This is a genomic window from Vogesella indigofera (assembly GCF_028548395.1).
GTDB classification, from domain to species: Bacteria; Pseudomonadota; Gammaproteobacteria; order Burkholderiales; family Chromobacteriaceae; genus Vogesella; species Vogesella indigofera_A.
The window spans coordinates 612970-630806 of sequence record NZ_JAQQLA010000003.1 but is presented as its reverse complement, the minus strand read 5'-3'; the positions used below and the strand labels follow the sequence as shown (position 1 = coordinate 630806).

15 protein-coding genes are annotated in these 17837 nt (G+C 61.0%); 10 read left to right on the top strand and 5 right to left on the bottom strand.

Features of this window, described 5'->3' with window-relative positions; genetic code table 11:
• Nucleotides 1-120: 120 nt before the first annotated feature.
• The 4 genes from betA to speB all read right to left on the bottom strand — a co-directional run bounded on the left by betA (nt 121) and on the right by speB (nt 6212).
• Nucleotides 121-1806 carry a choline dehydrogenase gene (gene betA, locus PQU89_RS04920; RefSeq protein ID WP_272764878.1) on the bottom strand — a complete coding sequence of 562 codons (1686 nt, stop codon included), beginning with the start codon at nt 1804-1806 and terminating at the stop codon, nt 121-123.
• A 36-nt stretch (nt 1807-1842) separates the two neighbouring features.
• A complete protein-coding gene (locus PQU89_RS04915) occupies nt 1843-3348 on the bottom strand; it encodes a purine-cytosine permease family protein (protein WP_272764877.1) in 1506 nt (501 codons plus the stop codon).
• A gap of 314 nt (nt 3349-3662) precedes the next feature.
• Nucleotides 3663-5174 (bottom strand): aldehyde dehydrogenase family protein, encoded by a 1512-nt coding sequence (locus PQU89_RS04910; protein ID WP_272764876.1) that lies wholly within the window; start codon nt 5172-5174, stop codon nt 3663-3665.
• 60 nt (nt 5175-5234) lie between these two features.
• On the bottom strand, nt 5235-6212 hold the full coding sequence (gene speB, locus PQU89_RS04905) for an agmatinase (protein ID WP_272764875.1): 978 nt from the start codon (nt 6210-6212) through the stop codon (nt 5235-5237).
• 246 nt (nt 6213-6458) lie between these two features.
• On the opposite strand from speB, the gene PQU89_RS04900 reads away from it, so the two are divergent.
• Nucleotides 6459-7373 carry a LysR family transcriptional regulator gene (locus PQU89_RS04900; protein ID WP_272764874.1) on the top strand — a complete coding sequence of 305 codons (915 nt, stop codon included), beginning with the start codon at nt 6459-6461 and terminating at the stop codon, nt 7371-7373.
• A 356-nt stretch (nt 7374-7729) separates the two neighbouring features.
• On the opposite strand, the gene PQU89_RS04895 is transcribed toward PQU89_RS04900, so the two are convergent.
• Entirely contained in the window at nt 7730-8482 is a 753-nt protein-coding gene (locus tag PQU89_RS04895; RefSeq protein WP_272764873.1) for a UTRA domain-containing protein, read from the bottom strand.
• A gap of 413 nt (nt 8483-8895) precedes the next feature.
• On the opposite strand from PQU89_RS04895, the gene PQU89_RS04890 reads away from it, so the two are divergent.
• From PQU89_RS04890 to PQU89_RS04850, 9 genes are all read left to right on the top strand, one after another.
• A complete protein-coding gene (locus PQU89_RS04890) occupies nt 8896-9819 on the top strand; it encodes an ABC transporter substrate-binding protein (RefSeq protein ID WP_272764872.1) in 924 nt (307 codons plus the stop codon).
• Between the two features lie 9 nt (nt 9820-9828).
• The gene (locus PQU89_RS04885; RefSeq protein ID WP_272764871.1) at nt 9829-10638 is read left to right on the top strand and encodes an alkaline phosphatase family protein; all 810 of its coding nucleotides are present in this window, start codon (nt 9829-9831) and stop codon (nt 10636-10638) included.
• Nucleotides 10635-11525: an ABC transporter permease gene (locus tag PQU89_RS04880; RefSeq protein ID WP_272764870.1), complete on the top strand. Its 891-nt coding sequence runs from the start codon at nt 10635-10637 to the stop codon at nt 11523-11525. The genes PQU89_RS04885 and PQU89_RS04880 overlap by 4 nt, the downstream gene beginning before the upstream one ends.
• Entirely contained in the window at nt 11515-12285 is a 771-nt protein-coding gene (locus tag PQU89_RS04875) for an ABC transporter permease (RefSeq protein WP_272764869.1), read from the top strand. The genes PQU89_RS04880 and PQU89_RS04875 overlap by 11 nt, the downstream gene beginning before the upstream one ends.
• 11 nt (nt 12286-12296) lie before the next feature.
• Entirely contained in the window at nt 12297-13313 is a 1017-nt protein-coding gene (locus PQU89_RS04870) for an ABC transporter ATP-binding protein (RefSeq protein WP_272764868.1), read from the top strand.
• Between the two features lies 1 nt (nt 13314).
• On the top strand, nt 13315-13983 hold the full coding sequence (locus PQU89_RS04865) for an HAD family hydrolase (RefSeq protein WP_272764867.1): 669 nt from the start codon (nt 13315-13317) through the stop codon (nt 13981-13983).
• On the top strand, nt 13931-15700 hold the full coding sequence (locus tag PQU89_RS04860) for a Na/Pi cotransporter family protein (RefSeq protein WP_272764866.1): 1770 nt from the start codon (nt 13931-13933) through the stop codon (nt 15698-15700). The genes PQU89_RS04865 and PQU89_RS04860 overlap by 53 nt, the downstream gene beginning before the upstream one ends.
• Nucleotides 15694-16671 carry a sugar phosphate isomerase/epimerase family protein gene (locus PQU89_RS04855; protein WP_272764865.1) on the top strand — a complete coding sequence of 326 codons (978 nt, stop codon included), beginning with the start codon at nt 15694-15696 and terminating at the stop codon, nt 16669-16671. Before PQU89_RS04860 ends, PQU89_RS04855 begins: the two co-directional genes overlap by 7 nt.
• A 407-nt stretch (nt 16672-17078) precedes the next feature.
• Nucleotides 17079-17762 (top strand): CYTH domain-containing protein, encoded by a 684-nt coding sequence (locus tag PQU89_RS04850; protein ID WP_272764864.1) that lies wholly within the window; start codon nt 17079-17081, stop codon nt 17760-17762.
• Nucleotides 17763-17837 lie beyond the last annotated feature (75 nt).

The following is a 17837-nucleotide window of genomic DNA, read 5'->3' as shown; positions in this document are numbered from 1 at the left end:
GCACCAGCCGGCATCCCATGCTGACAATCAACTCTACGCTACTGAAGTAAGAAAAGCAGCCAACCTACCGACCGATGCGCACACCGTGGCAAGGTTGGCTAGTCACAGGGGAAAACAATTTCAGACGATGTGCTGGCGCATCGGCCTGCCGCTACGCTGCCGGGTTTCCCAGTCGCTCACCTGCCCCACCGGCACATCATCGCTCTGCAGCGACACCAGACCGCGCACCAGATCGGCGGCACGTTCGGCCAGCATGATGGTAGGGGCGTTGAGGTTGCCGTTTGGCTCGGTGGGGAACACCGAAGAGTCGATCACCCGCAGGCGCGCAATACCGTGCACGCGCAGTTCAGAGTCCACTACCGCCATGTCGTCCTCGCCCATGCGGCAGGAGCCACAAGGATGCATCGTGCTTTCCATGTTGGCACGCACGAAGGCATCGATCTCGGCATCGGTCTGTACCTGCGGCCCTGGCGCCAGCTCCTCGCCACGGTAGCTGTCCATCGCCGGCTGCGCCAGTATCTCGCGCGTCAGCCGCACGCAGCGGCGGAAGCCTTCGCGGTCCTCTTCGCTTTCCAGGTAATTGAAGCGGATCTCCGGGTGCTGGTACGGGTCGGCGCTGCGGGCGCGTACATAGCCACGGCTCTTGGGCTTGTTGGGGCCGGTCAGCACCATGAAGCCATGGCCCTTGAATGGTTTATCGCCGTCGTAGCGCATTGCCGCCGGCAGGAAGTGGAACTGGATGTCCGGCCAGCGCAGCCCCTTGTCGGAACGGATGAAGCCACCGGCCTCGAAGTGGTTGCTGGCCCCCAGACCATCTTTGAACAGCAGCCAGCGCAGGCCGATCATCGCCTTGCCCCACAGGCTCATCTTGCCGTTGAGGGTAATCGGCTGCTTGCAGGTGTACTGGATGTAGATCTCCGAGTGATCCTGCAGGTTTTCGCCCACCCCTGGCAGGTCGTGCTTTACCTCGATGCCGGCTTGGCGCAACACCGCTGCCGGGCCGATGCCGGAACGCTGCAGCAGATGCGGCGAGCCAATCGGGCCGGACGATACCAGTACTTCGCGCCGGCAACGTACGGTATGGGTCCTGCCGCCCTGATCGAACTCCACCCCCACTGCGCGCTTGCCCTCTAGCAGGATGCGCCGCGTCATGGCGTGGGTCACCACCGTCAGATTGGGGCGCTGCATCGCTGGGCGCAGGTAAGCGTTGGCGGTGGACCAGCGCACGCCGTTCTTCACCGTCATGTGCATGGCGCCGAAACCTTCCTGCATATAGCCGTTGCAGTCGTCGGTCTTGATGTAGCCGGCCTCCGCCCCTGCTTCCACCCAGGCACCGTACAGCGGGTTGGCCATATTGTTGCCATTGTTGGTGGCCAACGGGCCATCACCACCACGGTAGTCGTCGCCGCCGAATTTGTAGTTCTCGGCACGCTTGAAGTACGGCAAACAGTGGCGGTAGCCCCAGTTCTTGGCCCCCAGCGACTCCCACTCATCAAAATCCAGCGCGTTGCCGCGGATGTAGACCAGGCCGTTGATTGACGACGAGCCACCCAGCACCTTGCCACGTGGGCAGTGCAGGCGACGGCCGCCCAGGTGCGGCTCCGGCTCGGTTTCGAAGTGCCAGTTAAAGCGCTTGGTGTTCATCGGGATCGAGAATGCGCTGGGCATCTGGATGATCACACTCTTGTCGCTGCCGCCATACTCCAGCACCAGCACACTGACGTTGGGGTCCTCGGTCAGGCGATTGGCCAGCACGCAGCCGGCGGAACCGGCCCCGATGATGATGTAGTCGAAAATTTTTTCCATGATACTTGTCGCCTTGTTTTGCGGGTCGGTACGGGCTTACCAACCTTCACCGGTGGTGTATTGCGGGGAGGTCTTTTCGATGTGCTTGATCAGCGTCTCTTCCTTGTCCAGGTCCAGCGACAGGCACAGCAGGTAGTAGGCAACGCCGGACACGATCAGCCCCACCAGCCAGGCCATGTCCACGCTGCCGATCATTCGCGCCAGCGGGCCGACGAACACTTCCTGCGGACCGTTGAAGATGGCGAAGAATGGAATCATGGCCAGGAAGCCGATCAGGTAGGCCAGCAGGCCGCGGCGGCCCCAATGGCCGTAGATGTTGTCGTGCGGCAGGAAGAAGTGCGGAATCGCATAGCGGCCCTTGCGCACGAAGAAGTAGTCGGTAAGGTTCACCGCCGTCCACGGCACCAGGAAGTACAGCATCACGATCAGGTAGATGTTGAGCACCGACAGGCCGGAGCCGGAGGTATAGATGCTCATCGCCACGCCCAGCTGCAGGAACACCACGAACAGGATCGCCCAGATGCGGACCTTCGGCGTCGGCTTCACCTTCTTGAAGGAGTCCACCCCGGTAATGGCGGTGAGCTTGGCGCTGTAGATGTTCATCGCGATCACTGGCAGAAAGGCCAGGATGGTGATGGCCACCACCACGCTACCCAGCTGCGGTGCCACGCTGGCGCCCACGCTGTTGAGCGCCACCAGCACATCGGTGGCATGCAGGTGTTCACCCAGCCAGCCGCCGACCGCGATCATCCACGCCCCGGACAGCGACGCGCCGAGGAATACCGCGGCGATCAGCTTGCCGCTGTGGGTGTTCTTCGGCAGATAGCGCGAGTAATCCGACACATACGGCGCGTAGGCGATGTTGTAGCTGGCACCGGCGGCAAACTGGGCGATGAAGCCGATCCAGGTAAAGCCCAGCGGCGCCGCAACGGGAGCGTTGGCCAGCGGCGGTGCGTCGTGGATCCAGCCCATCAGCACCGCCAGCGTGACGATGCCGTACAGCGGCAACGACAGGAACAGCGACCATTTGAAGGTCTTGTGCATCCAGTCGTGGCCGAGGATGGCGAGGATGGTCGCCGGCACGGTCACCGCCAGCCCGACCTGCATCGGCCCCCACTGGAACAGGGTGTTGAGCCCCTGCATCATCAGCACCAGGTTGACGATGTTGAAGCCGGCGAACACGAACAGCGTCGCCAGCAGCACCAGCACCACGCCGCGGTAGCCGAACTGCGCCCGCGACTGGATCATTTGCGGCAGGCCCAGGTGCGGCCCCTGCGAGCCGTGAAACGCCATGAACAGGGTGCCGAACATGATGCCCAGTGTGCCGGCGATGGTGGTCCACAGCGCGCTGAGTCCCACGCTGGGGCCGACAAAACCGATGGTCATGGTAAAGAAGGTGAAGTTGCCGACGAACCAGAACGGACCTTGCGTGGACAGCTTGTCGGTTCGTTCATGGTCCGGGATGAAGTCAATGGAATGACCTTCGATTTCCAGACCGCCCGGTGCGGCGGCCTGCTCGGTTTTTTGCGCGTTCGATTTCATGGTATCTCCTCGCATATCTCATGGTGCCGGCCCGGCCCGCTCGATGGCGGGCGCGGCGGCAGCTGACGCCAGCGGCCCCAAAGGCGGCGGCGTCACGGCGAAGGGCGGGCGGCGGCACCCCGTTACGGCTTGCGGCCAACCTTGCCCCGGCGACTGGAGATGCGTGCTGGCGGAGCGGACCGGCGCGGCACCCTGCCGCGGCCAGCCCTGCTGCGGCGTGCTTGACGTGGCAGCACCGCGCTCCTCCTACTTTCATCATCGTCCATGCCGGCGGGCGTGGCAGATCCGTGATGGACAGCCGCCCTCTGCCCGTGTCAGGGCAGCGTGATCCACACCGCCTTGCTGATCATCAGGTGCTCCAGCTGCTCCGGCCCCAGGTCCTTGCCGAAGCCGGAACCCTTCACCCCGCCGAAGGGCAGCGCCGGGTCGATGGTGCCGTGGGCGTTGACGTACACCATGCCGGCATCCAGGCGTGGAATCAGGCTGTGCACCAGGCCCAGGTCGTTGGAGTAGATCGCCGCCGCCAGGCCGTACTGGTTGTCGTTGGCCAGCGCCACCGCCTCGTCCAGCTCGTCGAACGGCAGGGTCACCAGCACCGGGCCGAAGATTTCCTCCTGCACGATGCGCATATCCTGGCGGCAGTGGGCAAAGATGGTCGGCTCCACGAAATGGCCAGGCCCCGGCAGCGCCTGGCCGCCGCACAGCAGCTCGGCGCCCTCCTCGATGCCGCTGGCGATGTAGGACAGCACGCTGTCTTTCTGCTGTGCGGACACCAGCGGGCCGATGTAGCAGTCCGGGTCCAGCCCGGGGGCGATCTTCAGTTCGCGGGTCAGCGCCACCACTTCGTCCAGGAACGGCTGGTACACGCTGCGCGCCACGTAGACGCGGGTGCCGGCATCGCACACCTGGCCGGAGTTGAAGAACACGCCGTTCACCACCGCGCTGGCCGCGGCTTTCAGGTCGGCATCGGCCAGCACGAGCACCGGCGACTTGCCGCCCAGCTCCAGCGTCACATGCTTGAGCTGCTCCACCGCGGCGGCGCCTACCTTGCGGCCAACCGGCGTGGAGCCGGTAAAGGTGAGCTTGTCGATGCCCGGATGGCTGCTCATGGCGGCGCCGATCACGCTGCCACGGCCGGTAACGATGTTCACCACGCCATCCGGAATACCAGCTTGCTGCACCAGTTCGGCAAAACGCAGCGTGGACAGCGAGGTCAGCTCGGCCGGCTTGATCACCATGGTGCAACCCACCGCCAGCGCGGCGGCCAGCTTCCACACCATGGTCTGCAGCGGGAAGTTCCACGGCACGATGGCGGCCACCACGCCCAGCGGCTCCTTGCGGGTGTAGGCCAGGTAGTTGCCGGGCAGCGACGACGGCTCCACGGTGCGGCCATGCAGCTTGCTGGCCCAGCCGGCAAAGTAGCGGATGGTGTCCACCGAGCCCTGCACATCGATATCGCGGGCAAAGCCCACCGACTTACCCATGTCGATGGCTTCCAGCTCGGCCAGCTCGGTGCCGTGCTCCTCCATCAGGTCGGCCAGCCGCTGCAGCAGGCGTTCGCGTGCCAGCGGCTTGAGCTGGCGCCATTCGCCGCCGTCGAACTGCGCGCGGGCGGCAGCCACGGCGCGGTCCAGGTCGGCCACGGTGGCGGACGGCACGCTGGTGATCCGGCCCTCGGTGGATGGCTCGGTGACGTTGAAGCTGCCGCCGTCGCTGGCGTCCAGCCACTGGCCGCCGATGAACATCTTTTGCGGCTTGGCCAGAAACGCGCGCGTGGCGGCGGAAACGCCGTATTGCGCCAGATACTGCTGTACGACTTGATCCATGTTGTTCTCCTCTTTCTCAACGCCGCCTCATCTACGCGAGGCTGGCGCGTCAGGTGCAGTTCAGCCGCGGCGTGCTTCGGCGCGGGCGTGGAAAATGAAGCCGATGCTGTTCATCAGCAGCTGGGCAGCCAGGATGGAAGTCACGCCGGTCGGGTCGTAGGCCGGGGCCACTTCTACCAGATCCATGCCGACGATGCGGCCCTGGCTGCGCTGGGCCAGGCCCTGGATGATTTCCAGCACCTCGTAGTACTGGAAGCCGCCGTGGCTGGGGGTGCCGGTGCCCGGGGCGATGGACGGGTCGAAGCCGTCGATGTCGATGGTGATGTAGTAGTTGGCCGCATCCGGAATCTGCGCCAGCACGCCTTCGGCACCCAGCGCGCGCACCTGCCGCACCGACAGCACGGTGGAGCCGGCAGCGCGGGCAGCGGCGTAGTCGTCGCGGTTGGAGGACGACACGTTGCGGATGCCCAGCTGGGTCATGCCGACAATGTGGTCCATCTCCGAGGCGCGGCGCAGCGGGCTGCCGTGGCCGTAGCGCACGCCGTGGCGCTCGTCGACGAAATCGAGGTGGGCATCGATGTGCAGGATGTGGATCGGGCCCTGGCCCTCAAACGCCTTGATCACCGGCGCGTGAATGGAATGGTCGCCGCCCAGCACCACCGGCATGGCGCCGGCGGCCAGGATCTTGCGCACCGCCAGCTCGATATTGGCGTTGCTGCTGGCCATGTCGGTGTGCACGATGTCGGCATCGCCCACGTCCACCATGCGCACGTCTTCGCGGGTGAGGTACATCACGTCGTCTTCAAAGTCGTAGGCGCCGGCATGGCCGAAGGAGAACAGCGTGGAGGCCTCGCGGATGCCGCGCGGGCCGAAGCGGGCGCCGGAACGCCACTGGGTGCCCATATCATTGGGGGCGCCCAGGACGGCCACGTCGGCGTCGATGCGTTCCCAGTCCAGGCAGACCGGGGCTTTGGCGAAGGTGCAGTGGCCGACAAACGGCAGATTCAGGCGACCTTCTTCATAACTGTTTTTCGACATAAGTCTCTCTCCGCATGTGATGTACTGGTACAAGCCGGGACTTGCATGGCGCCCGGTGTTCCATGACTATGCGCAGAGATTTGCTTCGAAAAAATAATAAATATCAGATACTCACATCGACATTCCCGATGTAAAAATTGTTGGTTTGACACATGGCTGTCGCCAGCTATACAGCACGGCACTTGATGCCATCGGCGTTCTGCGATGCAGCACGAAAAACAACCCATCGGCAAAGGAAAGAAGCAGATGAAACAACTGCAAGACGTGGATCTGAAGCTGCTGCGAGTGTTCATGACCATCGTGAAATGTGGTGGTTTTTCTGCGGCACAGGCCGCGCTGAATCTCAGCCAGTCCAGTATCAGTGAACAGATGACCAACCTGGAAACGCGACTGGGTGTCACCCTGTGCGAGCGCGGGCGTGGCGGTTTTCGCCTCACCGAACACGGCATGGTCACCTACGAAGCCACCCAGCGTCTGCTGATGGCGGTGGATGCCTTCTGCATGGACACCAGCGCACTGAAGCAGCACATCTCGGGCAAGCTGTACCTGGGCATCATCGACAACACCATCAGCGATGCCGATTCACCGCTGGCGCGCGCACTACGCCAGTTCGTGGCTCGCGGCCACGACGTGCATCTGGATGTCTATATTGGCACCCCTGCCGAGCTGGAAGAGCGGGTACTGGATGGCCGCCTGCATATCGCAGTTGGTCACTTTCCGTTGCGGGTCGCCGGGTTGTCCTACATCCAGCTGTACCAGGAGCAGGATGGCCTGTTCTGCAGCCGTTACAGCCCGCTATTCAAGACATCGGATACTGAGACGCAACTGTTCAACCATATTGCCACTAGCCACATCGTAGCCCGCGGCTACCTCCAGCAGCAGGACTTAAAGCAATTACGCGTCAGCAAGGCTGCCGCCACCGTTGCCAATATCGAGGCACAAGCAATGCTGATTCTCTCCGGGGCCTATATCGGGTTTTTACCAATCCACTACGCAACCCGTTGGGTGGAGGCTGGTGATATGCGTCAGATTGATCCTGCACGCTTTTGCTCTCACTGGCCATTTACAGCGATTACTCGACGGGGAGCACCTCAACCTACGGTATTACGCGCTTTTATGGCTGACCTGTTACCGCTGGTTGAATCGCCCCCAGTTTTGTAGAAGTGCCGGAGACCTGTCGTAGGCCAAAACTGACAGTTCGCCCGCAGGGAGCAGGTTGAAGGTGCGCGGGAATCGCCCTTCGTGAACGACAAAAAGCAGCCATTGCAATGGCTGCTTCATTGGGGGCAATGAGCATAGCTGCTAGCTGAACAACCATTCCAATCAGCCCTGTAGGTGCCTCCTTCGGTCGCTCTGTGGCTTAATGATAGGAGTTGCTCGCCCCCAAAGGGTAAAACGACTCTCTTTTCGTCCCACCTCTGCATTTTCTCTCCTCTGGAACATCCATGCGGAATGCTTTCAGGCACGAAACCACCCTAGACAGCCCTCTTCTTAGAGTCCGTACAGTGGCGCATTTGTCAAATCAACGCATTTGCCCTCATCCGCTCTAACTCTTGGCTATCAACCAAGATCCGTACCGCGTCGTGACGCCAGTATTCATAGTCGCAATCGATAATCTCGCCGTGCTGGTCGTAGTTGACACAGGAAATCAGCAGGATCGGACTCCCCTCGGTCAACATCAGCGCCTGCGCCACCTCGCCCCAAGCCGCCGTGGGGTTGATCTCGAAACGGGAGCGTCCATAACGTACGCCATAATGCTGCTCGTAAAGAGTGGTCAACGACTGGCTCAGATCGTGCTCCAAAATACCGGGAAAGCGCTCAGGCTTCAGGTAGTGCCTAGCCAGTAGTACCACGCGCCCATCCAGCTTGCGCAGCCGCGTGACCTCGGTTATCCGCGACAGGGTTGGCAAAGCCAGCTCTTGGCACAGTGCCGGTGTCGCCACGATGGTTCGCGATGACATCACGAGTGTTTCCAACTGCCGTTTCTGTTCGGTAACGATCTGGTGAAAGGGAGAGCGGTACAGCGGGTTGTATATCAGCCGGGGGGGCGCGACAAACCAACCGCGGCGGTCTTCACAGTAGATACGCCCTTCAGCCTCCATCGCCAGCAGCGCCTCCTTGACTGTCGTCCGCGTGGTATCGAACAGTTCGGAAAGCTCTCGCTCAGATGGCAGCTTGGTGCCCGCTACCAGTAGTTTGCTATCAATCTGCATCTCCAGCGACTGCCTGATTTGTGTGGCCAGAGTGGTATTACGTTCAAACGCGATCAATTGGACTACTCCAGTTTTCAAATTGATGACAAATTTATCACAAGATCGTGAAATTTCAAAGACACACCCAAGGCAACACAACGTCTATTCACGCAGCAAATCTACATGAAAAACCACACAGTCGCACATAATTCTTTATCAATATAAATCAGTGAGTTAACAAACAAAATCACAACAAATCCGTGACCAATACCATCAAAAAAACATGAGGCGAGATTGACAGCTGGAAAGCCACTGAACTAAGGTTCCCCTGCAGCTTAAATCTGGACTAGACCAAAGGAAAGATCATGAAAAATTTGCTGGTTAGCGTCGTATCCGGGGGGCTTTGCCTTAGCGTGGCACAGGCCAATGCGGAAAACCTCCCTTCCCTGATCCAAGCCGCTAAAAAGGAAGGTGCTGTTTATAGCGTGGGCATGCCCGACGACTGGGCCAACTGGAAAGACACCTGGGCGCAGATTACCCAGAAATATGGCCTGAGTCACCGTGATACCGACCTGAGCTCGGCAGAAGAACTGGCCAAGTTCGAGGCGGAGAAGACAAATGCCACCGCGGATATCGGCGATGTAGGCCACACTTTTGGTCCGATTGCTCAGCAAAAAGGGCTGACCCAACCATACAAGCCCAGCACCTGGAGCGAGATCCCGGCCTGGGCCAAGGACAAGGACGGCCACTGGGTACTGGCCTATACCGGGACCATTTCCTTCATCACCAACAACCAGCTGGTGAAAGCACCACCCAAGTCCTGGGCCGACCTACTAAAAGGCAAGTACAAGGTCACGCTGGGTGCAGTGGGGGTGTCCGCGCGCGCCAACAGCGCCGTACTGGCTGCAGCACTGGCTCGCGGCGGTGACGAGAAAAACCTGAAGCCGGCGCTGGAGCTGTTCAGCCAGCTGGCCAAGCAGGGCCGCCTGTCACTGATCGACCCGAGCTTGGCCAATCTGGAAAAGGGCGAGATCGAGGTAGGCATCCTGTGGGACTTCACCTCGCTGAGCTACCGCGACCGCATCGACAGTAAGCGCTTTACGGTGAGCATCCCGACCGATGGCTCGGTGACTACCGGCTATACCACCATCATCAACAAGTACGCCAAGCACCCAAATGCGGCCAAGCTGGTACGTGAATATGTACTGAGCGATGCCGGCCAGATCAACCTGGCACGCGGCTATGCCCGACCGATCCGCAGCAAGCTGGCGATCCCGGCCGACGTGCAGGCCAAGCTGCTGCCAGCCAGCCAGTATCGGTCGGCCAAACCGATCCGCGACTTCGCCGCTTGGGAAGACTCGACCAAGAAGCTGCCGCGCCAGTGGCAGGAAATAGTCATGGTGAACATGCAGTAAGGAGCGGCCATGTCCAGCAAGGTCATCCTGGTATTGATCGACGGCCTGGCCTGGCAGGCAGCCCATGACGGCATGGGCTACCTGCAGGGCTTGTGCGAGGCGGGTCAGGCCGGTCTCTATCAGCTACGGTGCGAACTGCCATCGCTGTCGCGCCCGTTGTACGAATGCATTCTCAGTGGTGTGCCCCCCGTGCACAGCGGCATCGTGCACAACTACGCCGGCCCGGCCTCCAGCCAGCAAAGCATTTTCCACCTGGCTCGCGATGCTGGCCTGACCACCGCGGCGGCGGCCTATCACTGGATAGCAGAACTGTACAACCGGGCACCGTACGTTGCCGTGCGCGACCGCTTCACCGACGACAGTCAGCTACCAATCCAGCATGGCGTGTTTTACCACGGAGACGACTACCCGGATGACCACTTACTGCTGGACGCCGAAGCACTGCGATTGAAACACCACCCAGACTTGCTATTGGTACACCCAATGGAGACCGACGTGGCCGGACATCGCCACGGCTACGGCAGTGCGCAGTACCGCAATTCGGCACGCCGCTTTGACAAGCGGCTGGCCGAGTACCTGCCCGGATGGTTGGCCGCAGGCTATCAAGTATTGGTCACTAGTGATCACGGCATGAACCACGATGGCAGCCACGGCGGTCTGCTACCGGAAGAGCGGCAGGTACCACTGTTCGTGATCGGCCAGCGTTTCAGCAAATTGCCGGACGTCCGTGTGCACCAGACCCAGCTGTGCGGCCTTATCGCTGACCTGCTGGGTCTGGACCACGCCAAACCGCACAAACCGGAGCTACTTTTGTCATGAAAACCACTTCGCTACCCTTTGCCGGCCAAACGGCAGTGCCACGGCTGCCTCGTGGCCGGCTGCGACACTGGCCGGCTGCCCTGCTGCTGCTCCCTTTCTTCGTCATGCTGATCCTGTTCTGCCTGGCGCCAATGGTGTGGGTGCTGCTCAACAGCGTGCACACCGAGCAGGGCCTGTCGCTGGCCAACTACAGCGACATTCTGTCGTCACCGTTCTATCGCCAGGCCTTTGACAACAGCCTGCGCATTTCCGTGTGGTCCAGCGTGATTGGGCTGGTGATTTCGCTACTGGGGGCCGCCTCGTTGCGCCGGGTTTCCGGCCGGCTGCGCCGACTGGTCGTATCCATTACCAATATGACCAGCAACCTCACCGGCGTACCCCTCGCCTTCGCCTTCATCATTCTGGTGGGCACCAATGGCGCGCTGACCCTGCTGCTACGCCAGTGGGGCCTGATTGAGGACTTCCGCCTCTACTCCAGCAATGGCGTGATCCTGATCTACACCTACTTCCAGATTCCGCTGGGTGTGTTGCTGCTGTATCCGGCATTTGATTCGTTGGACGACGACTGGCAGGCCGCCGCCTCGCTCCTGGGCGCCAAGCTCTGGCAGTACTGGTACCACGTCGGCCTGCCAGTGCTGGCCCCGGCCATCCTCGGCACCTTCATCCTGCTGTTTGCCAATGCCATCGGCGCCTATGCCAGTGCCTATGCGCTGACACAGGGTAACTTCAACCTGATCACGGTGCGCATTGCCAGCCTGGTTTCCGGCGACATCTTTCTGGAGCCGAACATGGCCGCCGCGCTGTCGGTCTTGCTGATGCTGATGTTGCTACTGGTCACTGCCGTCAACCAGTGGCTGCTGAAGAAAGGAGCCCGCCATGCGCGCTGACATCTATCACCGCAGTGTTGTCGCCATGCTGATTCTTCTGCTGACCGTGCCGGTGCTCGCCACCTTGCTGTATTCGCTGTCTGAACACTGGGGCGCCACCATCCTGCCGGATGACCTGTCGCTGGCCTGGTATCTGCAACTGTGGCAGGACAGCGCCTTCCTGGCTGCCTTCGGTCGCTCACTGGCGGTGTGTCTGGGCACCCTGCTGCTGAGCACGCTGATCATTGTACCCGCCGTGTTCGTGGTGTTTTACCGCTTCCCGGCCTTGGACAAGCTGATGAACGCACTGATCCTGATTCCGTTCGCGGTGCCACCAGTGGTGACCTCGGTGGGCTTGTTGAACATCTATGCCGATGGCCCGCTGAACATCACCGGCACGCCATGGATCCTGGTGGGCTGCTATTTCACCATCGCCCTGCCGTTCATGTACCGCTCGCTGGCCAACAGCCTTAGCAGCATCAATGTGCGCGACCTGATGGATGCCGCCCATTTGCTGGGTGCCAGCACTCCCGTGGCCTTCATGCTGGTGATTCTGCCCAACCTGCGCAAGGGGCTGATGGCCTCGCTGTTCCTAGCGTTTTCCTTCCTGCTGGGCGACTTCGTATTCGCCAACCTGCTGGCAGGTTCCCACTACGAAACCCTGCAGGTCTACCTCTACAACATGCGTCAGACGAGCGGCCACTTCACTAGTGCCATCGTCATGAGCTACTTCCTGTTCACATTGTTCCTGACGTGGCTCACCGCCCGTTTCAGCAAATAGGATGACATGCCATGAGTTACGTCGAAGCTAGCGGACTGGCCAAGAAATACGGCGCCGCCACCATTTTCCAGGACATCAATTTCTCGCTGCAGAAAGGCGAGTTCGTCACCCTGCTGGGGCCTAGCGGCTGCGGCAAGTCCACGCTGCTACGCAGTCTGGCCGGACTCACCGACATCGATGCCGGCTGCATTCGTGTCGGTGGCGAGGACATTACCCGTGCTGCGCCGCAAAAACGCGGCATCGGCATGGTGTTCCAGAGCTACGCGCTGTTCCCCAACATGACGGTGGAGCAGAACATCGCCTTCGGCCTGAAGCTGCAAAAGCTGCCGGGCAGCGAGATTGCCCGCAAGGTGGCCGAAGTGATCAAGCTGGTGGCGCTAGGCGGCAAGGAGCAGCACTACCCGCACGAACTGTCTGGCGGCCAACGGCAGCGCGTGGCACTGGCACGTGCACTGGTGGTGGAGCCGCGCATCCTGCTGCTGGATGAACCTCTGTCGGCACTGGATGCGCGCATCCGCAAGTCGCTGCGCGAGCAGATCCGCGACATCCAGCAACGCCTGGGCCTGACCACGGTGTTTGTTACCCATGATCAGGAAGAAGCGCTGACCATGTCCGATCGCATCTTCGTGATGGATCAGGGCCGCATCGTGCAGGAAGGCACTGCCGAGATGATCTACACCCGCCCCGCCACCGAATTCGTGGCGCGCTTCATGGGCAGCTACAACTTGCTGGCACCAAACGACGCCCGCCACCTGCTGGGCCTGGACGTTCGGGGGCATCTGGCCATCCGGCCGGAGGCCATCCAGATCTTCACCCCGGAGCAAGCCTGCCCAGCGCACCTGGGGGCCCCGCTGCCGGCCACCATTCGCCAGCACCAACTGCTGGGCAATGTCATTCGCTACCAGGTGCAGGCTCAAGGCATCACCCTGCAGGTAGACCAACTGAACCGTCGCGCGGAAGACCTGTTGGCCGCCGGCACTGCAGTAAACCTGATGATCGATCAACAACAAATGCGGGAGGTGCACTGAGATGGCACTGGGAATTTTCGATATGGACGACACCCTGGTCGACGGCGACAGTGCCAATCTGTGGCTGCATTACCTGGTGGAACGCGGTCTGGCACCGGCCGAGATGCTGCCGCGCGAGGCGGAGCTGCTGCAGGCCTACCGCGACGGCCGGGTAGACATGCACGAATACATGCGTTTCGCGCTGATTCCGCTGCGTGGCCTGAGCCTGGATACCGTGCAGGGCTGGCTGACGCTGTTTGTGGAGCAGGTGATCCTGCCACGCATTTTCCCGCAGGCACTGCAACGGCTGGAGTGGCACCGCACCCGACAGGATCGCCTGCTGGTGATCTCGGCCACCGGTGAGCACCTGGTCAGCGCCATCGCCCGCCGGCTGGGCGTGGCCGACTCCATCGGCATCCAGCTAGAGACTCACAACGGCTGTTACAGCGGCGATACCCACGGCGTACTGAGCTACCGCGAAGGCAAGGTAACCCGACTGCACGACTGGCTGCGCCAAGAGAACGAATCGCTGCATGACAGCTATGGTTACAGCGACTCGCTGAATGACGTGCCGCTGCTGGAAGCTGTGACGCATCGTCATGCCATCAACCCAGACGCCACGCTGCACCGCATTGCCGGTGAGCGCGGCTGGCAAGTACTGCGCTGGCAGCACGCGGCGCAGCAGGCCTGAACCCGGCCCCGCCGTGGCGGGGCCATCGCAGCGCCGGCAAGGCGTAAGCGAGGTACGCATGTTTACAGTGTTATTGCATCTTGCCGGCGGTGTCGCCCTGCTGACTTGGGGGCTGCACATGGTGGAATCGGGCATCATGCGCGCCTGGGGTGCCGGGCTGCGTCAAGTGATAGCAGGCAGTCTCAGCAACCGGTTCAAGGCGTTCTTTGCCGGCATGGGGGTTACTGCGGTCCTGCAAAGCAGCACCGCTACCGGTCTGATCGCCTCGGCCTTTGCCGGTCGCAAACTGATGACTCCAGTCACCGGACTGGCCATCATGCTGGGCGCCAATGTCGGCTCCACGCTGATCGTGCAGGCGTTTTCGCTTGACTTGAGCTGGCTGTCCCCAGCCTGCCTGATCATCGGCATGGCCATGTTCGAACGCGGCAAGGGCTCGCAACACGGCAACGTTGGCCGCGCACTGATCGGCATTGGCCTGATGTTGCTGGCGCTAGCGCTGCTGGTGAGCACCATGCACCAAGCGGAAAGCGCCCCGGCCGTACGCAGCATTCTGGGCCTACTGTCCGGCCAGCCGCTGCTCACCGCCGCCATCGCCGCAGTCCTCACTTGGGCCGCGCACTCCAGCACGCCAGTGGTACTACTGGTGATGTCGCTGGCTGGCAGTCACGCCATGCCGCTGGACAGTGCCCTGGCCATGGTGCTGGGCGCCAATATCGGCAGTGCGTTAAACCCGTATATCGAGGGCACCAAAGGCGAGGACAACCTACGCAAGCGTCTGCCCACTGGCAACCTGCTGCTGCGCGGCGGCATCTGCCTGCTGCTGCTGCCATTTGTCACCGTGCTGGCGTCGCTATTGCAAGCAAGCAGCAATGATGCCGGGCAGCTCATCGCCTATGTTCATACCCTGCTGAACCTGGCGATTGCCCTGCTGTTTATCGGTCTGCTGGACCCGTTGGCCTCAACACTGGAGCGCCTGCTGCCAGACAACCGCGAAGCCGAAAGTCCGGATGCGCCACGCTACCTGGACCCATCCGCCATTGCCTCGCCATCACTGGCGCTGGCCTGCGCCACCCGCGAAGCCCTACACATGGGCGATGTCGTAGGCGATATGCTGCGGCGCAGCCTGCCCACCCTGCTGCAAGGCGATCGTCGTGCGGTAAGCGACGTCATGCGCCGTGACGATGCGGTGGATAGCCTGCACGAGGCGATCAAGCTGTACGTTACCGAGGTCACTCGAGAAGGGCTGGAGCCAGCGGAGGCACGTCGCGCCATGTCGATCATGTCATTTGTCATCAATATGGAGCATATCGGCGACATTGTGGACAAAAACCTGATGGAGCTGGCCAGCAAGAAGATCAAGAGCAAGCTGTGCTTTTCTGCCGAAGGTGCCACCGAGTTGCAGGCGCTGCACGAACAGGTGCTGGAAAGCTTTCAGCGCGCCCAAGCCGCATTTGTTTCGAGCTGTGTCAAAACCGCCGAGCGTATTCTGGACGACAAGGTCATCGTGCGCGATCTGGAGCGCGAAGGAGCCGACAACCATTTGCTGCGTCTGCGCGATGGCCGCCCGGAAAGCATTCTGTCCAGCTCGCTGCACCTGGATGTACTGCGCGATCTAAAACGAATCCACTCGCACATCTGTGCAACAGCCTACCCCATTCTGGAGCAGCAAGCCCCCTACCCTAATCGACACCCTTTCACGGAGAACACAGCATGTTAACCATGGCAAACGCCGCCAGGGTGGTGCAGCGCATCGACAGCATCCCGCTATTCCTGCATGCCTACGCCTATCACTTCAACATGCGATGCGGCAAAATTCTGCCTACCGACCTGCTGGATATTGCGCACCGGCAGCAGCTGGCCGGCGTGAAAATCCACGTACTGGATGGCGAAGCCGCCGCCTTGCGCCATGCCAGCCCGGCAGAGCTGCAGGCTTTCGGGGCGCGGGCTGCCGTACTGGGTCTGGCATTGCATATCGAAACCAGTGCCTCCGACGCGGCAACCATCGACGAGGCTGTGCACATTGCACGCCATACCGGCGCCAGCTCGGTGCGATTTTATCCGCGTTATGAAGGCCATCTGCAACAGGTATTACAGCAAGTAGCAGCTGACATCCAGTACATGAAAGCCCGCTATAGTGACAGTGGCCTGCGGTTCACCATCGAACAGCACGAGGACCTAAGCAGCCACGAGCTGGTGGCGCTGGTAATCAATAGTGACTGGCCGCAACTATCGATCCTGTTCGACTTTGCCAACATGATCAACGCCAATGAAGCCCCGCTGACGGCGCTGAATACCATGGCCGCCCACGTCACCGAAGTGCACATCAAAGACGCGCGCATCGTGGCCGAGGGCGCCGGCAACGGCCACTTGGCCTGCCGCTCCGGCCAGGGGGATCTGCCGTTTCGCGCCCTGCTCACCCGTCTTCTCTGCCTGGGTGACACTCAGGCACAAGTCTGTGCCTATGGGCTGGAAGAGGAAGTGGATTACTACGCCCCACCATTTCGCTTCGATAACGAAGGCCCGAACCCATGGATTCCCTGGCGCGAAATGAGCGAAACCCCGCTACCAGAGCAGGATCTACCCTCGCGCTTACAGCAGGAAATCGATGATGCCGCCGCGCAGTTGGCCTTTGTGCGCCAAACACTGACACTTATCCGCACAGAGGCCTTAGGGTTGCTTGGTGGGTGAGTCGCCCCAAGTTTTTCAGATACTCCAATGGCTGTTTTGGCTGTTTCCGGTGCGTAAACAGCTATTTTTCATTAATGGGATAAGAGGCAGCTTTGGCTGCCGACCTGCCTGCAATGCGGCACGTTGGCAGCAGGTCGGCGGCCAAAGCCGCCAGGCCGGCAGTAAGCGAAAAACTGTGCAATGACAGCTTCACGCAAGAATTCGAGCATACTTCTTGTCAGCCTCTGTCACCATTCATCCCTCTACAGCTGAGCGTACCGTGGCGCTTAGTTTGCTTCGCACTACTCATGGCTTTTCCCCTGTTGTCCCTTGTTGCACCACCAGCTGACTAACCGCTCAGCTCGACGAGATCATCTGACCTAAGATCCAGAGTAACATTCGTCTTCACCCTAGTAGAAAGCTCTGTCATGGCGCTTGAAACCGAACTGAAGTTCAGTCTGCTGCCTAGCCACAACGCCGCCTTCCGGCGCCTGATGGCAAGTCATGTGCCGGGTACTGCACCGACAACAACACTGTATAGCGTGTACTACGACACCCCTTCTCTGGCGCTGATGCAGCAGGGCATGGGGCTACGACTGCGGCAAGTTGACGGCCATTGGTTGCAGACGCTGAAGTTTGCCGAACAAGCCGGCGCAGGTCTGCATCAACGCCTGGAGTTGGAGAAGGCCGTGAGCGGTCCGGTGCTGGAGCTCGACCAGATCACAGACCGGAAAGCACGTCGGTTCCTGACCCAGCACCATATCGCATCGGTGCTGGCCCCGTTGTTCACAACGACCATCCGACGACAATGCTGGACGCTACAAGACGGGCATGGCAACTCGTTGGAAGTCAGCCTAGACCACGGCACGATTGAGGGGCAAGGGCAAACACTGAAGGTCAATGAGGTCGAAATCGAATTGAAACAGGGTCAGACGCAGGCGCTATTCGACCTGGCGTTGAAGCTGGCCAGCTCTCTCCCTCTAACTCCCCATCCACAAAGCAAGCCTGAACGAGGCTATGCCCTGTATTGCGATGTCTGGCCGCTCACCCCATCCAAGGCGCAATTGCCTACATTGAGCGCCACGATGACACCACAGTCTGAACCGAAGTAAGCCGTGTGGTCCTGTGCCCCCCTCGGTACAGGACCTGTCATGCAGACCACAGATGCGACGGGTTAGCCCGTCAAC

Excerpts from the sequence above, each read along its gene's own strand:
- PQU89_RS04900 (WP_272764874.1), top strand. The coding sequence starts at position 6,459 with ATGAAACAACTGCAAGACGTGGATCTGAAGCTGCTGCGAGTGTTCATG.
- PQU89_RS04880 (WP_272764870.1), top strand. The coding sequence starts at position 10,635 with ATGAAAACCACTTCGCTACCCTTTGCCGGCCAAACGGCAGTGCCACGG.
- PQU89_RS04865 (WP_272764867.1), top strand. The coding sequence starts at position 13,315 with ATGGCACTGGGAATTTTCGATATGGACGACACCCTGGTCGACGGCGAC.
- PQU89_RS04855 (WP_272764865.1), top strand. The coding sequence starts at position 15,694 with ATGTTAACCATGGCAAACGCCGCCAGGGTGGTGCAGCGCATCGACAGC.
- PQU89_RS04870 (WP_272764868.1), top strand. The coding sequence starts at position 12,297 with ATGAGTTACGTCGAAGCTAGCGGACTGGCCAAGAAATACGGCGCCGCC.
- speB (WP_272764875.1), bottom strand. The coding sequence starts at position 6,212 with ATGTCGAAAAACAGTTATGAAGAAGGTCGCCTGAATCTGCCGTTTGTC.
- PQU89_RS04875 (WP_272764869.1), top strand. The coding sequence starts at position 11,515 with ATGCGCGCTGACATCTATCACCGCAGTGTTGTCGCCATGCTGATTCTT.
- PQU89_RS04850 (WP_272764864.1), top strand. The coding sequence starts at position 17,079 with ATGGCGCTTGAAACCGAACTGAAGTTCAGTCTGCTGCCTAGCCACAAC.
- PQU89_RS04910 (WP_272764876.1), bottom strand. The coding sequence starts at position 5,174 with ATGGATCAAGTCGTACAGCAGTATCTGGCGCAATACGGCGTTTCCGCC.
- betA (WP_272764878.1), bottom strand. The coding sequence starts at position 1,806 with ATGGAAAAAATTTTCGACTACATCATCATCGGGGCCGGTTCCGCCGGC.
- PQU89_RS04885 (WP_272764871.1), top strand. The coding sequence starts at position 9,829 with ATGTCCAGCAAGGTCATCCTGGTATTGATCGACGGCCTGGCCTGGCAG.
- PQU89_RS04890 (WP_272764872.1), top strand. The coding sequence starts at position 8,896 with ATGCCCGACGACTGGGCCAACTGGAAAGACACCTGGGCGCAGATTACC.
- PQU89_RS04915 (WP_272764877.1), bottom strand. The coding sequence starts at position 3,348 with ATGAAATCGAACGCGCAAAAAACCGAGCAGGCCGCCGCACCGGGCGGT.